Source organism: Microbacterium lacus, from assembly GCF_002812805.1.
Classification (GTDB): Bacteria; Actinomycetota; Actinomycetes; order Actinomycetales; family Microbacteriaceae; genus Microbacterium; species Microbacterium lacus_A.
Map to the genome: position 1 here is coordinate 109,815 of NZ_NMUM01000022.1, position 19,413 is coordinate 129,227.

The window sequence follows — 19,413 nt, forward strand, 5'->3', positions numbered from 1 at the left end:
ACGGACTGAGGAGAAGCTCGTGATCGCAATGCTGGTGGGTGGCTGGGCGCGCATCCGCGGGTACCTCGGACGCCTGTCGATGTACCGTCTCGTGTTAATGGCGCTCGGCATCCTGACGCTGGTGGCCCTCGTGCTGTCGTTCTTCGGGCTCGTGGTGCCGGGACCGCTCGAACTCGTGGTGACGATCGTGGTGATCTTCGCCGTGTGCGTCGGCGCGAACGCGCTCGTGCAGCGGCTGCTCAAGATGCCGATCCGGCACGAGTCGTCGCTCATCACCGCCGCGATCATGGTCTTCATCCTGCGCCCGACCGTCGTTCCGCTGGAGCTTCTCGGGATAGCCTTCGCCGGTGTCGCGGCGGTCGTCTCCAAGTACGTGATCGCGTGGCGGGGTCGGCACATCCTCAATCCGGCCGCCGTGGGTGCCGCCGTGCTCACGATCTCGGGACTCGGCGCATCGGCCTGGTGGGTGGGTTCGCCCGTTCTCGCCGCGCCCGTGCTGATTCTCGGATTGTTCGTGCTGGTGCGCACCGAGCGGCTGCGCATCGTCGCGACGTTCTTCGTGATCGCCGTCGGGGTGTACGTGCTGCGTGTTGCCGTGCAGTCCCAGGCCGCGGGTTTCGAGTTCGACGCAGGACAGACGCTGTCGTTCGCGCTGTGGTCGTCGCCCTTCCTCTTCCTGGGTGCCTTCATGCTGTCGGAACCCCTGACCTTGCCGCCCCGGCGCTGGCAGCAGATGACCGTTGCGGCCGTCGTCGGTGTGCTCGCGGGCTGGCCGATTTCGGTCGGATACTTCACGCTCGGCCAGGAGCGCGCGCTGCTCATCGGCAATCTGCTCGCGTTCGTGTGGGTGGCCCACCGCGCTGTGCGGCTGCGCCTGGCCGATGCGCGCATGATCACGCCGTCCGTGCGGGAGCTGACGTTCGAGGCGCGGCGTCCGGTGCGGTTCGTGGCCGGTCAGTACCTGGAACTCGATGTTCCGCACGCCAAGGCCGATGCCCGCGGCACGCGGCGGGAATTCAGCATCGTGTCGGCCCCGAGTGACGCCCCGACCGTGCGCGTCGCGTACCGGGTCAAGCCGGGTGCGGGTGCGGGGTCGGGGTCCGGGTCGGGGGAGAGCACGTTCAAGAAGGCGCTCGCGGTCGCCTCGCCGGGTGTCGATTACTCGGCGACGGGTGTCTGGGGCGACTTCTTGATGCCGAGCAACCCGAACGCGCCTGTGCTGCTCGTGGCGGCCGGGATCGGCATCACGCCCTTCATCTCGCAGGTGCGTGAGGACCGGGCGCGCGGAGTCGAGCGCAATGTGGTCTTGATCTACGTCGCGTCCGAGGCATCCGAACTGGCGTTTCGTGATGAGCTCGAGGCATCCGGTATCGAGGTCATCGTCTTCACCCGCGATCAGCCGCGTGATCTTCCGGCGAATTGGGTGTGGGCGCGGGGTGTTCGCCTCGACGCCGAGGGTCTGCCGAGGGTTGTGCCGGACCTCTCCTCCCGTCACGCTTATGTTTCGGGCCCGCCGAAGCTGATCGCCGAGCTCGCGCCGGCGCTGGCTCAGGCGCGAACCCTCACGACGGACGCCTTCGCCGGGTACTGACCCTTCTCGCGCGCTTCGTCGTTTCGTCGACATGGTGGGTTATCGGTCGTTGAGCGAGGAGCGCAGCGACGAGTCGAAACGTTTGTGCGGGCGCGGAGTCATCGAGCTGTCACAGAACGCTGTATCCAAGTGGGCGGTTTCAGGTTCTTAGCGCAACGCCTTCATGGAGGAGGGTGTTGTGTCGAGGAAGGTTCCGTGGGCGATGCGCGCGGAGGCGGTTCGCGGCCTGATTGCTGGTCGCTCGGCGCTCGAGTTCGCGCCGACGCTGGGTGTCAGCATGAGCGTGGTGAAGTTGTGGGCCAGGCTCGCGGGCGTGGAACTGATGATGGGTCGAGGCGGTGGTGCGCGGCCGATGCCGATGGATGCCGTGATCGGTGAGGGTGGTGATCGCGAGTATCGGCGCCTCACGCTGGCGGACCGATCGCTTATCCAGGCGGGTCTGGCGATGCGTCCGCCGCTGTCGGTTCGACGGATCGCGGCGGAGCTCGGGGTGTCGGCCTCGACGGTCTCTCGCGAGATCCGCGCGCACCAGGTGCAGCACTGGGAGACGCGTCATTATGACGCGCGTATCGCGCATTATCGGGCGTTAGCGGCGCGGCCGCGGTCTCGGCCGGGAAAGCTGGAACAGCCCGCGGTGCGAGCGGCGGTCGTGTCACGCTTGAACGACAAGTACTCGCCGCAACAGGTCGCGGGCGAGTTGAAGCTGCTGTTTCCCGATAACCCGGAGATGCACGTGTCGCACGAGACGATCTACCAGGCGCTCTACGTGCAAGGCAAGGGCGCGTTACGACACGAGCTGACGGTTGAGAAGGCGTTGCGGTCCGGACGAACAACACGGGTCCCGCAGTCGAAGCTGCCGCGCCGGTCCAGTCGCCCCTGGCTGGACGGGGCACGACTGACCGATCGTCCCGCTGAAGTCGAGGACCGGGCGGTGCCAGGGCATTGGGAAGGCGATCTCGTCGTTGGGCCCGGCAACTCCGGGATCGTGACACTTGTCGAACGCAAGCACAGGTTCACGCTCTTGGGCCGGCTGCCGGGGCAGCGCGACAGCAAGACCGTCACCGACGTGCTTGCCAGCATGATCGCGGAACTCCCCGCGACGCTGACTCGCACGATCACGTGGGACCAAGGCGCAGAGATGGCCGAGCACGCCGCGTTCACGATCGCCAGCGACTGCAAGGTGTTCTTCTGCGACCCCCACTCGCCCTGGCAGCGAGGCACGAACGAGAACACGAACGGCCTGATCCGTGACTTCTACCCCAAGGGCACGAACTTCAACGAGGTCACCGACGACGACCTTGCCGAGACACAGCGGCTGCTGAACATCCGACCACGCCGCACCTTGGGCTACCGGAAACCAGCTGACATGATCAACGAACTGATCAACGGTGTTGCACTAGCCACCTGAAACCGCCGACTCGGATGCAGCAGTTTGTGACAGTTCGGCGGGTTTGGCTCGTCGTTGAGTGAGGAGCGCAGTGACGGGTCGAAACGTGTGTGCGGGCGCGGGTTGTCGTTTCGTCTCGCTGTGCTCGCTCAACGACCGGGGCGTCCCGTGCGCCAGGCATGGTGGTGCCTAGAAGGGTGGCGGCGGTCCTGTTGGGGTGAAGCGGATGCGGGAGGGTGGGTGGTCGATGTAGATCTGGCCGGTGGGGCTGGTCCATTCGAGGACCCCGCCGCCGAGGTTTCGGACCTGCCAGGGGGTGGCGTGTTTGAGGGTGTGGTGTCGGCGGCAGAGGTGGTGGAGGTTGTGGGCGCAGGTGGTTCCGCCGAGTGCCCAGTCTTGGCCGTGGTCGATGTCGCAGCGGTGGACGGGTTGGCGGCAGCCGGGGAATCGGCAGTGTTCGTCGCGGGCGCGGAGGAATCTCTTCAGGTCGGCGCTGGGGGTGTAGCGGTCGACGGCGAGGATGCCGCCCGTCACCGGGTCGCTCAAAACCCGATCCCATCCTGAGGCGCGTCCGGCCAGGGAACGGGCGGTGTCGATGTCGATCGGGGCGCGGCCGACGAGTTCGGCCGGGTCGTCGCTCAGGCCGGCGAGGGAGAGGGCGGGGACGGTGACGTGCACGATCGCCCTGATCGCGCCGAGTCCACCGAACCCGAGCGACGGGTCCGCCGCGATGGTGGGGTCGTCTTGGGGTGCGCTGGTGAGCAGCATGTCCGCGAAGATGTCGGCGCGGAGTTGGTCAATCGTGCGCGGGTCAGGGGTGAGCTCGGGCGTGCAGTCAGAGGTCTCGGCACCCGCACCACCCGTCGGGGCGGTGTCCGTGCTCGCGGCGACGGCTGCGGGCCCGAAGGACGCACCGGGCTGGGCGGCGGCGTTGCGGACGGCTCGGGCTTGTTGCGTCAGCCTGTCGTAGATGCCGTGGACGAGGGTGGCGGGGCCGACGTAGGTGAGTTCGCCCATTCCGTCCGCGCGGTCGGTGACGGTGACGGCGCGGTCGGCGCGGGCGTCGCGGTGTCGTTCGGTGACGGTGCGGGGCTGGAGCCGCTCGGCGAGAGCTTCCACTGCGGGGCGCAAGCGAGACGGCGAAAGGTTCTCCGCCCGGGAGACCGCTTCGGAAGCAAAAGCGAGCCGCGCCTCGGGGCACTGAATCGGGGTGCCCGCGTCGACGATCACGCGGGCGTGGCCGACGAAGATCCGCCCGGCTTCGAGGGCTTCGAGCACTGGCGTGAAATCCTCGGCGAGCACGACGGCGTCGTTGATCTGGCGTTGCACTGTGCGGTCGGATGCGCGCACCGCGAGGGCGAGTTCTGCGGCGATGGAGCGGAGGTGCATCTCCCTCTCCCGCGAGTCCGACCGCAACACCGCCGAACGCGACGCCGCAAGCTGGCCCGCCCCGGCGAGCAACCGAACCTCCGCCGCGTGCACCTGGGCGGCCTGCTGACGCAGCGCCACGATTCCCTCAACCAGACCGAGCACGGGGGCGTTGTCGAGCGCCTCCACGTTCATGGTCTGATTCGAACTCATGTTCGATACTCTACGGATGGCCTCCGACATTCAAAGCCCGAAAAACACGTATCTCCGGCTCAAAACGGGACTTCAGGATGAGAGTTCTCTCACCCTCCTCCGCCGCGCCCCGGCGACCGGCCTCAGACCTCGGGGTCGAGCGGCTTCGCCGGCAGGCGCACCTCGAACTCGGTGTCGCCCGGAACGCTCCGCATCAAGATCGTGCCCTCGTGCGCCTCGACGATCGCTCGCACGATCGACAGCCCGAGGCCCGAGCCGCCGGTTTGGCGGGCGCGTGAGGTGTCGCCGCGCGAGAAGCGTTCGAACAGCTCGGCCTGAAGCGCCGGGTCGATTCCCGGGCCGTCGTCCTGCACGCGAATGACGGCGTCGGATCCTTCGCGCGCAACGCTCGTCGTCACGTGTGTCCCGGCCGGGGTGTGTGTGCGGGCGTTCGCGAGCAGATTGGCCACGACCTGGTGCAGGCGTGCGGTGTCGCCCGCGATCTGCACGGGCTCGTCGCCGACCTCGATGCTCCACTCATGATCGGGTGCCGCGACCTGGGCGTCGCCGACGGCCTCAACGACGAGGCGAGACAGGTCGGACGTGCCGTAGACGAGCTCTTGCCCCTCATCGAGGCGCGCGAGCAGCAGCAGGTCCTCGACGATCCCCGTCATCCGTAGCGACTGCGCCTGGATGCGCTGCAGTGATTGCTCGCTGGTTTCGCTCAGCGAGCGGTCGCGCAGGGACAGCTCTGAGTACCCGCGGATCGAGGCCAGGGGAGTGCGGAGCTCGTGGCTCGCGTCGGCGACGAACCGGCGCATCCGCTCTTCGTTGCGTTGGCGGGCGTCGAGGGATGCGTCGACGTGATGGAGCAGCGTGTTCAGTGCCGCTCCCACACGGCCGATCTCGGTGCGGTCGTCGGCCTGGGCGGCGGGCACGCGTTCCGAGATCGACACCTCACCCTGGTCGAGGGGTTGCCGAGCGACGCGCGACGCCGTATCGGCGACCGCACGCAGCGGTTTCAGGCCGCGTCGGATGGTCCAGGCCGTCGCGACGCCGAGAAGCACAAGCCCCCCGGCGGTGAGGAGAGCGGTCGCGGTGAGCAGGCTGGCGATCGTGCTCTGGACCTCTTCCAGCGACAGGCCGACGGCCCCGACCACCTCGCGGCTGTCGCGGTTCACGACCGCGATGACGCGATAATCGCCGAGGTCGTTGCCCACGTTCACGGTCGTCGGGCCATCGGCGGATACCGCGTCGAGTACGCGTTCGATCTGCGTGGCGGACAGCGCGGCTACCTCACGCGTCTCGTCGACCACGGCACCCGTCTGGTTACCGCTCGAGTCGCTCAGCACGAGAAGGAATCCGGACTCCTGTCGACCCGCTTCGAGGATCTGGTAGGCCGTTGCGTCACTACCGGGAAACCCGGGCGGAAGTGAGAGCGCCTCCGAGCCGAGGCTCCCGAGCCGGGCGTCGACGTTGCCCTCGAGCACCCGCCCCAGCACGGCGCTCGTGACGATCGACACCAGGACGAGGATGATCGACACAATCCCGACGACGGTCAGGATCAGGCGCCGCTGCAGGGTCCAGGGTGCGCGCGGGCGCTTGGCTCCCGGGGTGGCCCGAGAGGGCGCCGAGGACGCCGAGGACGGCGAAGCGGAGGCATCCGTCTCGGACACCTCCGCCTTCACCGGAGTGGGGCTCGTCACTGGGGCGCCTTGATCATGTATCCGACGCCGCGGACCGTGTGGATGAGCGGCGGATGACCCGCGTCGATCTTCTTCCGCAGGTACGAGATGTACAGCTCGACGACGCTCGAGCGTCCGCCGAAGTCATAGTTCCAGACGCGGTCGAGGATCTGCGCCTTCGAGACCACGCGGCGGGGATTGCGCATCAGGAAGCGCAGCAGTTCGAATTCGGTCGCGGTCAGCTCAATCTGCGCGCCGGCCCGCTCGACCTCGTGGCTGTCCTCGTTGAGCGACAGGTCGGCCACACGCAGGATCGGCTCGGCCTCGTCGGCGAATGCCGAACCGGCGCGACGCATCAGTCCGCGCAGGCGCGCCACGACCTCTTCGAGACTGAAGGGCTTGGTGACATAGTCGTCGCCCCCCGCCGTGAGCCCGGCGACGCGGTCGGCTACGGCGTCCTTGGCGGTGAGGAAGAGGACGGGCACGTCGTCGCCCGATTGGCGCAGGCGCTGGAGCACGGCCATGCCGTCGAGGTCGGGCATCATGATGTCGAGCACGAGAGCGTCGGGTTCGAAGTCGCGCACGAGCTGCAGTGCCTCGTAGCCGCTCGCCGCGGTCTTGACCTCCCATCCCTCCATGCGCAGGGCCATCGAAAGCAGGTCGGTGAGCATCTGCTCGTCATCGACGACGGCGATGCGCAGGGCGGTGCCATCGGGGCGGTGCAGGGCGGGAGCGGCGGAAGTCATGTGTTGATTCTGGGACCGAAGTCTATGTGCTTCCTATGGGTGCGGATATGCGTTTGCTGTGAATCGGGCGGATAGTGCCCACCTCACATCCCCAGCACACCGTAGGTCGTTTTTCACCAGAGCGATGTGCGCACATAAGGAACCCATAAGTAGGTCCTCACCCTTACATCAGTGCTCTCCCTAGCGTCGATCCCGATCCGGTCGCGGGGCCGGACAGGAGGAGAGACATGTACGGGACTTATCTACGTCGCGAGCTCGCGGGCCGCCGAAAGCAGACCATCATCGTGGCTGCCGGGCTCGGCGTTGCGATCGCGCTCGTCATCATCGTCAATTCGCTATCCGCCGGGGTGCGCGACGCGCAGGCACAGGCGCTCGAGTCGATCTACGGCGTCGGCACCGACCTCACGGTCACGGGCGCGACAACCGAACCTGGGGAGGGGGGCGGGTCGCAGTTCGAATTCGAGGATGGTGCGGGGGAGACATCCGACGGCACCACCTCGCTCAGCCAGTCGCGCCTCATGGCCGATCGGATGCGCGGAACCCTCGACGCCTCGACCCTCACGACGGTCGAGTCGCTCGACGGCGTCTCGGGAGCATCGGGTGCGCTCAGCCTGACCAACACGACCTTCTCGGGCGAGATGCCCGACATGTCGCAGATGGGACAGCCCGGCGAGGGCGGCGCCCCGCCGGCAGGGGGAGCGGATGGCGCGGGCGGAAGCGCCTTCGACGTGGAGTCCTTCACGGTGCTCGGCATCGACCCCTCGGCCGTGTCGGTCGGGCCCCTCTCGGCCGTGACCCTCGAGGACGGCCGGGCCCTCGACGCCGACGACGTGGGACAGAACGTCGCCATCGTCGACTCGACATATGCCGCGACGAACGAACTCGCGGTCGGCGACATGATCGATGTCGGCGGTACCGAGATGAAGATCGTCGGTGTCATCGCGTCCACCTCGAACGAGGCGGACACCGCCGCCAACGTCTACCTGCCGCTGGATGTGGCGCAGACCCTCTCCGGGGTGGGGGACGTCATCTCGACCGTGTACGTGCAGGCCGATTCATCCGACGCGATCACCACCGTGCAGGCCGAACTCGCCGAAGCGCTCCCGGAGGCGACGGTGAGCTCGCAGTCCGATCTGGCCTCGTCCGTCTCGGGATCGCTGTCGAGCGCGAGTTCTCTCATCAGCAACCTCGGCACGTGGCTCTCGATCATCGTTCTGGCCGTCGCGATCATGCTCGCGGTGCTCTTCACGATCTCGGGTGTCTCCCGCCGTACCCGCGAATTCGGGACGCTGAAGGCCATCGGCTGGTCGAACGGCCGCGTCGTCGGCCAGGTCGCGGGTGAGTCGCTGGTCCAGGGCCTCATCGGCGGTGTCGTCGGACTCGCGATCGGACTTGCGGGAGTGCTGACGATCAACATCATCTCGCCGACCATCTCGACGGCGGCCGAGACGACCACGCAGACCGGCCCGGGTGGCATGGGCGGGGGCGGCATGGGCGGCTTCGGCGGAGCGGCGACCGCACAGACCGCAACGGAAGTGGTGCTCAGTGCGCCACTGACCCCCACGGTGATCGCTGCGGCCATCGGGCTCGCCGTTGCCGGTGGCCTCATCGCCGGAGCGTTCGGCGGCTGGCGCGCGGCCCGGCTCAGCCCGGCCGAAGCTCTCCGTTCGGTGGGCTGATCCATGACTGACACGACAGGAGAAAAGACGATGACAATGATCGACACCGAGGCCCACGCAAACCCGGGTGCCCCGGCATCCGTCCTGTATCGCCTCACCGGCGTGGGGAAGACGTACCAGCAGAAGGGTCGCCAGGTGCGCGCACTGCACAAGGTCGACCTCGAGATCGATCAGGGCGACTTCATCACGATCCAGGGTCCGACCGGTGGCGGAAAGTCGACGCTGCTGCAGTTGCTCGGCGCGCTGGACCGTCCCTCCGTGGGGTCGGTCATGCTCGGTGAGACCGATATGGCGTCCGCCTCGAACGCGGCGCTCGGTGCGCTGCGGGCGCGCGAGATCGGCTTCGTGTTCCAGGGGTTCAACCTCATCCCGACCCTGACGGCGCACGAGAACGTCGACATGGGGCTCGAGCCGCTGGGCCTGTCGAAGGCCGAGCGGGTGGAGCGGGTGACCGAGGCGCTCGGTCACGTGGGTCTCGCTGACCGCGGCGATCACCGCCCGGGTGAGCTGTCGGGTGGTCAGCAGCAGCGGGTCGCGATAGCCCGAGCCATCGTTAAGCGCCCGCGCGTGCTGCTGGCCGATGAACCCACGGGAAACCTCGACGAGAGCATGCGCGACGAGATCCTGCGCCTGCTCGAGGGGCTGCACCAGTCCGGGCTCACTCTCATCATGGTCACCCACGACTCGGCGGTAGCGCGGCGGGCCAAGCGTCGCCTGCGGCTCGAGAAGGGCTCGGTGCGCGACATCACGCGCTGACCCATCCTTCATGTCCCGCTTTTCGGGATGTGTGTCCCACTTCGGCGGCGGGACGGGCGGTACAGGTGCTCCTAGCCGGCAGAGTCCGCGTGCGCGACCATGCGGTCGAACGCGGCATCGAGCTCGGGGTTTACCCGCTGCAGTTCCGGATTCGCGTCGAAGTGGGCCAGGATGCGGCGCGCCCCCTCGTCGAACCGCACGGTCGTGCGGAACTCGGGGACCAGGGCTCGGATCTTCGCGGTGTCGAACACCATCGAGTGCGCCTTATCGCCCACAAGTCCCGGGCCGAGATCGGGACGGAACACGGCGATCGTCTCGGATGCGATGTGCACCAGCCGCGGCTCGGTTACCTCCGCCGCCTGGGCGAGCCATCCGTAGATCTGATTCCACGTCGGGGCGTGATCGCCCGTGATCGTGTAGGCCTCGCCGATCGCCTGGGGTGCGCCGAGCAGTCCGGTGAATGCGACGGCGAAGTCATCGCTGTGGGTCAGGGTCCACAGGCTCGTGCCGTCGCCGTGCACCACGACAGGCTTGCCCGCCCGTATCCGCGCGATGTCAGTCCAGCCGCCCATCGTCGGCAACAGCTTGTGGTCGTAGGTGTGCGAGGGTCGGACGATCGTGACCGGCAGCCCGCGGTCGCGGTAGGCGCCGACGAGCATGTCCTCGCAGGCGATCTTCTCGCGTGAGTACTGCCAGTACGGGTTTCGCAGCGGAGTGGACTCGGTCACGGGCAGGCGCCGGGGTGGCTTGTCGTACGCGGAGGCGGAGCTGATGAAGATGTACTGGGCGCAGCGCCCCTCCACGAGCCGCAGGACGGTCTCGACGTGATCGGGCGTGAACGACAGGAAGTCGGCGACGACGTCGAAGTCCTGCCCACCGATCGCCCGGCGCGAAGCATCCTCGTCGCGAATGTCGGCGACGATCTCGCGCACCCCCGCGGGAAGAGGTTGTCGACCCGAACCGCGGTTGAGCACGCTGACCTCGTGTCCTGCCCCGACCGCCGCCCGCACACAGGCCGCGCTGATGGTTCCGGTCCCGCCGATGAAGAGCACTCGCATGTGCCCGACCCTAGTCCCGGCCCCCACGAAACGTGTCCCCCTTTCACTCGCTCAGCACAGCTGATAACGAGCGAAAGGGGGACACGGATGCGTCGTGCGAGACCCGCGGGTCAGTGCGTGTCGGTCGCCTCGATCTCGGTGCGGTCGCCCGACCACAGCGTGTGGAACGTGCCGGGCTTGTCGATGCGCTTGTAGGTGTGCGCGCCGAAGAAGTCGCGCTGACCCTGGATGAGCGCGGCCGGGAGGCGCTCTGCGCGCAGCCCGTCGTAGTAGGCCAGGGACGACGAGAAAGCCGGAGCCGGGATGCCCGCGGTCGCCGCCGCCGAGACGATCCGGCGCCACGCGCCCTGCGCGCGGGTCAAAGCGTCGACGAAGTACGGCGCCGTGAGCAGCACGGGCAGGTCCGGGGTTTCGGCGTAGGCATCCGCGATCCTGTTGAGGAACTGCGCGCGGATGATGCAGCCGGCGCGCCAGATCTTCGAGACGGCACCCAAGTCGATGTTCCAGTCGTACTCGGCGGCTCCGGCGCGGATCTCATCGAACCCCTGCGAGTACGCGACGATCTTCGAGGCGAACAGTGCGAGGCGCACGTCCTCGATGAAGGCGTCTTCGTCCTCGAGCTCGAGCTCTTCTTCGGCGCCCGGCATGTCGCGGGCCACGGAGCGCTGCTCGGGGTGCGACGAGAGCGAACGCGCGAACGTCGCCTCGGCGATACCCGAAACGGGAACGCCAAGGTCGAGTGCCGTCTGCACCGTCCACGCGCCGGTACCCTTGGCGCCGGCCTGGTCGAGAATCACGTCGACGAGCGGCTTGCCCGTGTCGAGATCGACCTGGCGCAGCACCTCGGAGGTGATCTCGATCAGGTACGACTCGAGCTCGCCCATGTTCCACTCGGCGAAGACATCCGCGATCTCGGCGGGGGACTTGCCCGTGCCACGACGGATCAGGTCGTACGCCTCGGCGATCAGCTGCATGTCGGCGTACTCGATGCCGTTGTGCACCATCTTGACGAAGTGCCCCGCGCCGTCGTGGCCGATGTGCGTGACGCACGGCTCGCCCTCGGCAACCGCGGCGATCGAGCGCAGGATGGGACCGAGCTTGACCCACGACTCGTCCGAACCACCGGGCATCAGCGAGGGGCCCTCGAGCGCGCCCTCTTCTCCGCCCGAGACACCCATTCCGACGAAGTTGATGCCGGTTTCGCGGACGGCGCGCTCGCGGCGGATGGTGTCGGTGAACAGCGAGTTGCCACCGTCGATGATGATGTCGCCCGGCTCGAAAACGTTGACGAGCTCGTCGATCACGGCATCCGTCGGCCGGCCGGCCTTCACCATGACCAGCGCGGCGCGCGGCTTCTGCAGCGAGGCGGCGAACTCGGCGTAGTCGAAGGCGGGTACGAAGCCCGCCTCGGGGTGCTGCTCGGCGAGGTGCTCGGTCTTGTCGCGGCTGCGGTTGTAGATGGCGACCGTGTTACCCTCGCGGCGAGCGAGGTTGCGGGCGAGGTTCGAGCCCATGACGGCGAGCCCGACAACGCCGATGTTGGCGACGGCTGCGCCATCCTCACCGGGGCCGGAGGGGGTTGCCGTATCGCGGTCGACATCCTCCGGGCGGGGCGCACCCTCGTGCTCCGGTGCGGAGCCGGGGGAGTCCTCCCGGTCCGTCGAAGTGTTGACCTGCGGGGACGGATCGTTCTGCGACACGCGCGCTCCTTGCGTTCCTAGAGGGGACGCATCCAGGCTATCGCGCTGTCCTTCGCGCCGTGCGGCGGAAGTGATCCCGCGCCGCGTCGGGTCAGTCCTTGCGGTAACCCGATCGGCCCATCGACCAGAACGCGCCAGCCGTGAGGACCGCACCGACCGCGGTCAACGCGCCGATGGACCACACGAGAACGTGAGAGAGAAATACGCCGTCGATCATGATCTGCTCCGGAGGTGGGTCGGGCCGGGGAGGGTGAGGCCGGGTGTATTCACGCTACAGGCATCTCCGGTAGGATGGTGTGCACCCTCGGCGAGGGATGTCGTTGCGCGGTCGTCCGTCTGCGCGAGGCATCCGTGATCGACGTGGCGATGTGGGCCCTGGTGGCACTCCTCCCGCGTTGGCGTTTGAGTCGAGAACCCCAGACCTACGTGACGGATCCCGTCGCGTGCCCACAAGGAGATTCATCATGTCGAAAGACACCCAGGCAGATACCAAGGACGACACCAAGGTCCACGCCGAGCTTCGCACCAGCTTCGGCAAGGGCTTCGCCCGTCGCCTCCGCGCCGCAGGCAAGATCCCGGCCGTCATCTACGGCCACGGCGAAGAGCCCGTGCACGTCGCCCTCCCGGGTCACCAGGTCGCGCTGCTGCTGCGTCGCGCCAACGCGGTGCTCGAGCTCGATGTCGAGGGCACCCAGCAGCTGACGCTGGTCAAGGACGTCCAGAAGGACCCCGTGCACCAGATCATCGAGCACATCGACCTACTCGTGGTGAAGAAGGGCGAGAAGATCCAGGTCGACGTGCCGATCTCGATCATCGGTGAGCCCGCGCCCGGAACCCTCGCCGCTCAGGACGCCAACACGGTTCTGCTCGAGGTCGAAGCCACGCACATCCCGCAGCGCATCGAGGTCGACGTCGAGGGACTCGAGGATGGCACGCACATCACCGCTGCCGACCTGAAGCTGCCCCGGGGGGCATCGCTCATCGTCGACCCCGAGACGCTCATCGTCGCGATCTCCGTTCCGTCCGCGACACTTGCGGCCGAGGACGAGATCGCCGAGCTCGACGCGGCCGTGTCCGCGGCTCAGGCCATCGAGGCCGAGGAAGCCAAGGACGAGTCCGCCGAATAAGCAACCGCGCAACCGCGCAACCGGAGCCCGCTCTCGCCGATACGGTGGGGGCGGGCTCCGTGCATGAGGGCATCGACAGAGGGAGTGGGCGTGGCTGACGCGTGGTTGGTGGTGGGGCTCGGCAACCCGGGTCCGCGTTATGAGAGCACGCGTCACAACGTCGGGCAGATGGTCGTCGATGAACTCGCCCGACGCCGCGGCGCAACGTTCAAATCCCACAGGGCGAATGCGCGGGTGGCAGAGACATGGCTCGCGCCGGGTTCAGCGAAGCTCGTGCTGGCGAAGCCGAACTCGTTCATGAACGTCTCGGGTGGACCGGTTGCGGGCCTTGCGGCATTCTTTGGAATCGAGGCTGATCGGGTCATCGTCGTCCACGATGAGCTCGACATCCCGTTCGACACCATCAAGCTCAAGGTCGGCGGCGGGCACGGCGGTCACAACGGCGTGCGCGATGTCGCGAAGGCCCTGGACACGCCCGAGTTCACCCGCGTTCGCGTGGGGATCGGGCGGCCTCCCGGCCGCCAGGATGCGGCGGACTGGGTTCTCGACCCGTTCGGTGCGGCCGAGAGAGCGCAGCTGCCACTCCTGATCGGGGATGCCGCGGATGCTGTCGAACTGGTCGTCGGCGAGGGTTTGCTCGCGGCCCAGCAGCGGTACCACGCGCCCCGCGAGTAGCCCTCTTCCTACCCCCGGGGCGTCAGACGCCGATGCCGGAGCTGGCGCCCGTCGCGATCCCGGCGAGGCCGGCACCGTAGACGGTGGTGACGAAGATGAAGAGCCCGACGACCGCGACCACGACGGCCGCGATGCCGGTGCCGAGCCCGCGGCGCTTCGCGATCGCGACGATGCCCTGCACGATCGCCCAGATGCCCAGCACCGTGCCGGCCCAGAAGGCGATCTCGCCGAGCAGCACCCACTCGCGAACGGGGGAGAGGAACGAGAGGTCCTCCCACGCCGTGCTGGGCATGGTCTCGAAACGGGAAGAGAGGCCCGTGCCGACCTGGAATGCGGCGACGGCACCGATGATCGGCGTGACCACGGCGGCACCGAGCGCGAGCAGCAGCGCAACCAGTCCGAGCCCACCCGGCTTCTTCGCGGTGGGTCCGGCGGCGGGTGCTCCCGCCGCCGGATAGGTGCCCGGGTACATGCCGGTCGGTGGGTAGCCGGCGTTCGGACCGGGGAGAGACGGATGCTGGGGGCCCGGATACGGTCCGCCCGCGTAGGGCGGGTTCGGGTACGGGGGAACCGGAGGAGCGACGGGTGGGGCGACCGGCGGCGCTACCGGAGCCGCGCCGGGCTGCGCAAACGGCGGCGCGGCGGGCGGCGTGGTCGGCGGGGATGGATAGTCGCCCGCGGGGGGCTCATCCGTGGGCGGCGTCTGGTCGCTCATGCCCTCATCCTAGGGTCGGGAACGGCGCGGTGTCGGTGGGGGCTCGTAGACTGGTCACGTGTCAATTCACGGAATCACGCGCGCCCTGGCGCGCTCAGAAGCGTTCCGTGAGGGCCTCGACGAGGCCTCCCGCGACGCCGACCTCTCTCTCATCGAAGGCCTCGTCGCCCCCGTCCTCTCCGCCCTCGTCGAGCGGCGCGCAGCGGCGGGGCGTCCGCCCGCGTTGCTCGCGATCACGCCGACCGGACGTCGAGCCGACCAGCTCGGCCCCTCGCTCGCGGCCTACCTGCCCGACGCCCTGGTGCTGTCGTTCCCCGCGTGGGAGACCCTGCCGCACGAGCGCCTGAGCCCGAGCCCTGAAATCGTGGGTGCCCGACTCGAGGTGCTGCGTCGGGTCGCAGAGTGGGACGGCTCACGGCCGCTCATCGTGACGGCTTCGGTGCGGGCGGCGCTCCAGCCGATTGCCTCGGGCCTCGAGAACGTCCGGCCCGTCGAGCTCGCGGTCGGCACCCGCGGCCATGACCTGACGTCATTGGCCGAACGACTCGTCGAGCTCGCCTATACGCGCGTCGACATGGTTTCGCGTCGCGGGGAGTTCGCGCTGCGCGGAGGCATCCTGGATGTCTTCCCTGCGATCGCCGATCACCCGTGCCGCGTCGAGTTCTTCGGCGACGAGGTCGATCAGATCCGCGCGTTCGCCGTCGCCGATCAGCGCTCACTGCCGGGCGCCATCGATTCGATCGCCCTGCCGCCCAGTCGAGAGCTGCTGCTCACCGCCGAGGTGCGCGAGCGGGCCCGTGCGCTGCAGGGCGAGCTGCCGGGACTTGCGGGAATGCTCGAGCGGATGTCCGAGGGCATCGCCGTCGAGGGCATGGAGTCCCTCACGCCGGTCCTCGCGGACGGCATCGTGCCGCTCGTCGACTACCTCCCGGCGGGGACCGCCGTGGCCCTCGTCGACCCGGAACGCGCTGTCGCGCGCGCGATCACGCTGCAGGACACGAACCGCGAGTTCCTCGAGGCGGCCTGGAGTGCCGCGACGGCGGGCGCCGACACGCCGATCGACCTCGGCAAGGGCGACTTCTTGACCCTGCCGAACCTGCGCGCGGCATCGGCCGAGCGCGGGGGAGTCTGGTGGACCCTGAGTGCCTTCGACTCCGGGGCCGTTGACGCGGCTGCGGACGGAGTGCTCGAGCAGGGCGAATCATCCGCCGTCCGCTTCCCGGGAGCCGGCATCCCCTCGTTCCACGGCAATATCGACGGCGCCACGGCGCACGTCGGCGACCTGCTCGCGGACGGGTGGAGCGTCGTCGTCGCGGCTGCCGGTTCGGGCCTGGTCGATCGCGCGCGCGATGTGCTCTCCGAGCGCGGCTTCGCGGCGCGGGTCGTGGACGATCTCGTCGATGCTCCCGAGGCGGGCGTCGCCATGCTCGTGAAGGCGCCGATCGAGGCGGGGTTCTCATTCGCCGACGCGAAGATCGCGGTGCTCACCGAATCCGATTTCTACGGGCGCACGATTAGCGCGGACTCGCGGGTGGTCAAAAAGCTGGCGTCGCGTCGGCGGAACGTCGTCGACCCGCTGCAGCTCAAGGCCGGTGACTTCGTGGTTCATTCCACTCACGGCATTGGCCGGTTCGTCGAGTTGGTTCAGCGTGAGGTCTCGTCGGGTGGGCGCAACCCCGTCAAGACCAAGCGCGAATACCTCGTGGTCGAGTACGCCCCGAGCAAGCGCGGCTTCCCGGGCGACAAGCTCTTCGTGCCGACGGATCAGCTCGATCTGCTGTCGAAGTACGTCGGAGGAGAGGCCCCGACGCTGTCAAAGATGGGCGGGAGCGACTGGGCGGCGGCGAAGGGTAAGGCCCGAAAGGCTGTCCGCGACATCGCCGTCGAGCTCGTCAAGCTCTACTCGGCGCGTATGTCGGCCAAGGGGTTCGCCTTCAGTCCCGACACCCCGTGGCAGCGTGAGCTCGAAGAGGCGTTCCCCTTCGCCGAGACGCCCGACCAGTTGCAGACGATCGACGAGGTCAAGGCCGACATGGAGCGGCCCATCCCGATGGACCGCCTGCTCTCGGGCGATGTCGGCTTCGGTAAGACCGAGGTCGCCGTGCGGGCCGCGTTCAAGGCGATTCAGGACGGCAAGCAGGTCGCGATGCTCGTCCCGACCACGCTGCTGGTCAAGCAGCACCTCGAGACCTTCACCGAGCGGTTCGCCGGGTTCCCCGTGCGCGTCCGGGCGCTCTCACGGTTCCAGACCGATAAAGAGGCGCGCGAGATCGTCACAGGGCTCGAGGACGGCTCGGTCGACATGGTGATCGGCACCCACCGCATCCTGACCGAAAAGGTGTCGTTCAAGGATGTCGGGCTCGTCATCATCGACGAGGAGCAGCGCTTCGGGGTCGAGCACAAGGACGCTCTGAAGAAACTCAAGACCAACGTCGACATCCTGGCGATGAGTGCGACACCCATCCCGCGCACGCTCGAGATGGCGGTGACGGGCATCCGTGAGATGTCGACGCTCGCGACGCCGCCCGAGGACAGGCATCCGATCCTCTCCTACGTCGGGCCGCGCAACGACAAGCAGATCGCCGCCGCGATCCGGCGGGAACTGCTGCGCGAGGGGCAGATCTTCTACGTGCACAACCGGGTCTCGTCGATCCAGCGGGTCGCGGCGCACTTGGCAGAACTCGTGCCCGAGGCGCGCATCGCGGTCGCGCACGGACAGCTGGGCGAGCACGCGCTCGAGCAGGTCGTCGACGACTTCTGGGAACGCAAATTCGATGTGCTGGTCTGCACGACCATCATCGAGACGGGCCTGGACATCTCCAACGCCAACACGATCGTCATCGACCGCGCTGACAAGTACGGCCTGTCGCAGTTGCACCAGCTGCGTGGGCGCGTCGGTCGTGCCCGCGAGCGGGCGTACGCGTACTTCCTCTACGACGACATGAAGCCGCTGTCCGAGACCGCAGCCGACCGGCTCGAGACCATCGCGGTCAATAACGATCTCGGCTCGGGTATGCAGGTCGCGCTGAAGGACCTCGAGTTGCGCGGGGCCGGCAACCTGCTCGGTGCCGAGCAGGCGGGACACATCGCGGGCGTGGGGTTCGACCTGTACCTGCGCATGATCGGCGAGGCCGTGGCAACGTTCCGCGGCGATGACATCGAGGGGCCGACCGAGTTGCGGCTCGAGTTGCCGGTGCGCGCCCGCATCCCCGAGTCGTACATCGACAGCGAGCGTCTCCGGCTCGAGGCCTATCAGAAGCTCTCGTCCGCGGCGACGGCGACCGCGGCATCCGATGCGATCGACCTCGTGGTCGAAGAGCTGCGCGACCGCTACGGCGAGCCGCCCGCCGAGGTCACGGGAATCGTTGCGGTCGCCCGCCTGCGTCGTCGTGCCGCCCGTTCGGGGCTGACGGACGTCGTCGCGATGGGTCCGAACCTCCGCGTTGCCCCGGCACACCTGCCGGACTCATTGCGCGTACGGATGCAGCGGCTGTATCCCGGCGCGAAGCTCATGTCGGGCGGCGAGGCGCTCGTCGTGCCGATGCCGCGGTCGGGCAACGATGCGCTGCCGGACGACGAGCTGATCGCCTGGACCGGGCAGCTGCTGACGGCTCTGTTCCCCGAGCCCGTTCCTGAGGCCGCGGCTACGGGTGCGCCGCAGGAGGCGGCACCCGCGGCATCCGCCTGACGGCCCCTGACGCGCGAGGGTGCCCGTTCCGGCCGTCGAGGGTGCCGTTCCGCGCGCGAGGGTGCCCGTTCCGCGCGTCGGAGTAGGTTGAGCGCATGTTGTTCGAGCACCTCGGGGCGCGGCCCCGCATCGATCCCACGGCGGTCATCGCCGAAACCGCGGTCATCTCGGGTGACGTCGAGATCGGCCCCGATTGCCAGGTGCTTCATGGCGCCGTGATCACGGCCGAGGGCGGCCCGATCACGCTGGCGGCGTGCGTCATCGTGATGGAGAACGCGGTCATCCGGGCCACGTCGGCCGACGCCGTGCACATCGGCGATCACACGCTGATCGGCCCGGGCGCTACGGTGAGCGGCGCGGTCATCGGCTCGGAGGTCTTCCTCGCGACGGGCACGCGTGTGTTCAACGGCGCGCGGATCGGCGACCGCTGCGAGGTTCGGATCGGTGCGATCGTGCACCTGCGCACGACACTTCCACCCGAGACGGTTGTGCCGATCGCCTGGATCGCGGTGGGGCATCCGCTCGGACTGTATTCACCAGACCGGCACGACGAGATCTGGGCCGCGCAGAAGGAACTCGATTTCCCGGGCTACGTCTTCGGCCTCGACCGCGACACACCCGACCTGATGGTGCAGCTCACCGAGCGCTACGGCCGCAGCCTGTCGCGCCACCGGCAGGATCGTCGCATCGATTGAGGCTTGGCGGGTGCGTGCCTTACGCCCAGTTGGCGCCGCACGACAGGCACCGGAACTCGAGCGCGGGTTCGTCCGCGTACAGCTCGTCGCGCAGCTCTTCGTGCCGGTCGAGTTCGAGGACGAACCATCCGAATTCCACGACCCGCACGCGAGTGTCGTCGCAGACGGGGCAGATCTCGGCGGCGAGATCGCTGACGTCTTGTCGTGTCTCGTCTTCTCGTGTCTTGATCATGCGAACACGCTAAGCCGGGCCTCCGACATCCGTCCGACCGCCACGCGTGGCCGCGTCCGAACGACGCCGAGAGGACGCAACATGCCGTGTGCGAGTGAACCCGCACGGCATGTTGAGTC

General features: G+C 68.3%; 16 protein-coding genes. 8 read left to right on the top strand and 8 right to left on the bottom strand.

What is annotated here, in order from left to right:
* Positions 1 to 28 precede the first annotated feature (28 nt).
* Both CGU34_RS06870 and CGU34_RS06875 read left to right on the top strand, forming a co-directional pair.
* Positions 29 to 1,591 (top strand): FAD-dependent oxidoreductase, encoded by a 1,563-nt coding sequence (locus CGU34_RS06870; RefSeq protein ID WP_198517714.1) that lies wholly within the window; start codon positions 29 to 31, stop codon positions 1,589 to 1,591.
* A 163-nt stretch (positions 1,592 to 1,754) separates the two neighbouring features.
* Positions 1,755 to 2,999: an IS30 family transposase gene (locus CGU34_RS06875; protein ID WP_306342117.1), complete on the top strand. Its 1,245-nt coding sequence runs from the start codon at positions 1,755 to 1,757 to the stop codon at positions 2,997 to 2,999.
* 168 nt (positions 3,000 to 3,167) lie between these two features.
* Here the strand turns inward: CGU34_RS06875 and CGU34_RS06880 are convergent, their stop codons facing one another.
* From CGU34_RS06880 to CGU34_RS06890, 3 genes are all read right to left on the bottom strand, one after another.
* Positions 3,168 to 4,559, bottom strand: a complete 1,392-nt coding sequence (locus tag CGU34_RS06880; protein ID WP_232711572.1) for an HNH endonuclease signature motif containing protein — start codon at positions 4,557 to 4,559, stop codon at positions 3,168 to 3,170.
* A gap of 122 nt (positions 4,560 to 4,681) precedes the next feature.
* Positions 4,682 to 6,244 carry a sensor histidine kinase gene (locus CGU34_RS06885; RefSeq protein ID WP_232711573.1) on the bottom strand — a complete coding sequence of 521 codons (1,563 nt, stop codon included), beginning with the start codon at positions 6,242 to 6,244 and terminating at the stop codon, positions 4,682 to 4,684.
* On the bottom strand, positions 6,241 to 6,969 hold the full coding sequence (locus tag CGU34_RS06890; RefSeq protein WP_036297488.1) for a response regulator transcription factor: 729 nt from the start codon (positions 6,967 to 6,969) through the stop codon (positions 6,241 to 6,243). The genes CGU34_RS06885 and CGU34_RS06890 overlap by 4 nt, the downstream gene beginning before the upstream one ends.
* Positions 6,970 to 7,196: 227 nt before the next feature.
* Here CGU34_RS06890 and CGU34_RS06895 point away from each other — a divergent pair, with 227 nt between their 5' ends.
* Both CGU34_RS06895 and CGU34_RS06900 read left to right on the top strand, forming a co-directional pair.
* Positions 7,197 to 8,648, top strand: coding sequence for an ABC transporter permease (locus CGU34_RS06895; RefSeq protein WP_100813678.1), 1,452 nt, complete (start codon positions 7,197 to 7,199; stop codon positions 8,646 to 8,648).
* A 30-nt stretch (positions 8,649 to 8,678) separates the two neighbouring features.
* Complete coding sequence (locus CGU34_RS06900) at positions 8,679 to 9,404, top strand: ABC transporter ATP-binding protein (protein ID WP_198517706.1); 726 nt, start codon at positions 8,679 to 8,681, stop codon at positions 9,402 to 9,404.
* 71 nt (positions 9,405 to 9,475) lie between these two features.
* Here CGU34_RS06900 and CGU34_RS06905 read toward each other — a convergent pair whose 3' ends face one another.
* The 3 genes from CGU34_RS06905 to CGU34_RS17505 form a co-directional block, all read right to left on the bottom strand.
* Positions 9,476 to 10,462 carry an SDR family oxidoreductase gene (locus CGU34_RS06905; RefSeq protein WP_100813679.1) on the bottom strand — a complete coding sequence of 329 codons (987 nt, stop codon included), beginning with the start codon at positions 10,460 to 10,462 and terminating at the stop codon, positions 9,476 to 9,478.
* A gap of 110 nt (positions 10,463 to 10,572) precedes the next feature.
* Positions 10,573 to 12,000 carry an NADP-dependent phosphogluconate dehydrogenase gene (gene gndA / locus CGU34_RS06910; RefSeq protein ID WP_269800295.1) on the bottom strand — a complete coding sequence of 476 codons (1,428 nt, stop codon included), beginning with the start codon at positions 11,998 to 12,000 and terminating at the stop codon, positions 10,573 to 10,575.
* Positions 12,001 to 12,253: 253 nt separating this feature from the next.
* Positions 12,254 to 12,379, bottom strand: a complete 126-nt coding sequence (locus CGU34_RS17505) for a hypothetical protein (protein WP_269800292.1) — start codon at positions 12,377 to 12,379, stop codon at positions 12,254 to 12,256.
* A 247-nt stretch (positions 12,380 to 12,626) separates the two neighbouring features.
* Here CGU34_RS17505 and CGU34_RS06915 point away from each other — a divergent pair, with 247 nt between their 5' ends.
* Positions 12,627 to 13,289 carry a 50S ribosomal protein L25/general stress protein Ctc gene (locus CGU34_RS06915; RefSeq protein ID WP_100813681.1) on the top strand — a complete coding sequence of 221 codons (663 nt, stop codon included), beginning with the start codon at positions 12,627 to 12,629 and terminating at the stop codon, positions 13,287 to 13,289.
* Between the two features lie 90 nt (positions 13,290 to 13,379).
* Positions 13,380 to 13,964 carry an aminoacyl-tRNA hydrolase gene (pth, locus tag CGU34_RS06920; RefSeq protein ID WP_100813768.1) on the top strand — a complete coding sequence of 195 codons (585 nt, stop codon included), beginning with the start codon at positions 13,380 to 13,382 and terminating at the stop codon, positions 13,962 to 13,964.
* 22 nt (positions 13,965 to 13,986) lie between these two features.
* Here pth and CGU34_RS06925 read toward each other — a convergent pair whose 3' ends face one another.
* Complete coding sequence (locus tag CGU34_RS06925; protein ID WP_100813682.1) at positions 13,987 to 14,679, bottom strand: hypothetical protein; 693 nt, start codon at positions 14,677 to 14,679, stop codon at positions 13,987 to 13,989.
* 58 nt (positions 14,680 to 14,737) lie between these two features.
* On the opposite strand from CGU34_RS06925, the gene mfd reads away from it, so the two are divergent.
* Together mfd and CGU34_RS06935 are read left to right on the top strand one after the other, a co-directional pair.
* Complete coding sequence (gene mfd, locus CGU34_RS06930; protein WP_100813683.1) at positions 14,738 to 18,367, top strand: transcription-repair coupling factor; 3,630 nt, start codon at positions 14,738 to 14,740, stop codon at positions 18,365 to 18,367.
* A 95-nt stretch (positions 18,368 to 18,462) separates the two neighbouring features.
* The gene (locus CGU34_RS06935) at positions 18,463 to 19,062 is read left to right on the top strand and encodes a gamma carbonic anhydrase family protein (RefSeq protein WP_100813684.1); all 600 of its coding nucleotides are present in this window, start codon (positions 18,463 to 18,465) and stop codon (positions 19,060 to 19,062) included.
* Positions 19,063 to 19,081: 19 nt separating this feature from the next.
* On the opposite strand, the gene CGU34_RS06940 is transcribed toward CGU34_RS06935, so the two are convergent.
* A complete protein-coding gene (locus tag CGU34_RS06940) occupies positions 19,082 to 19,294 on the bottom strand; it encodes a hypothetical protein (protein WP_036297475.1) in 213 nt (70 codons plus the stop codon).
* Positions 19,295 to 19,413 lie beyond the last annotated feature (119 nt).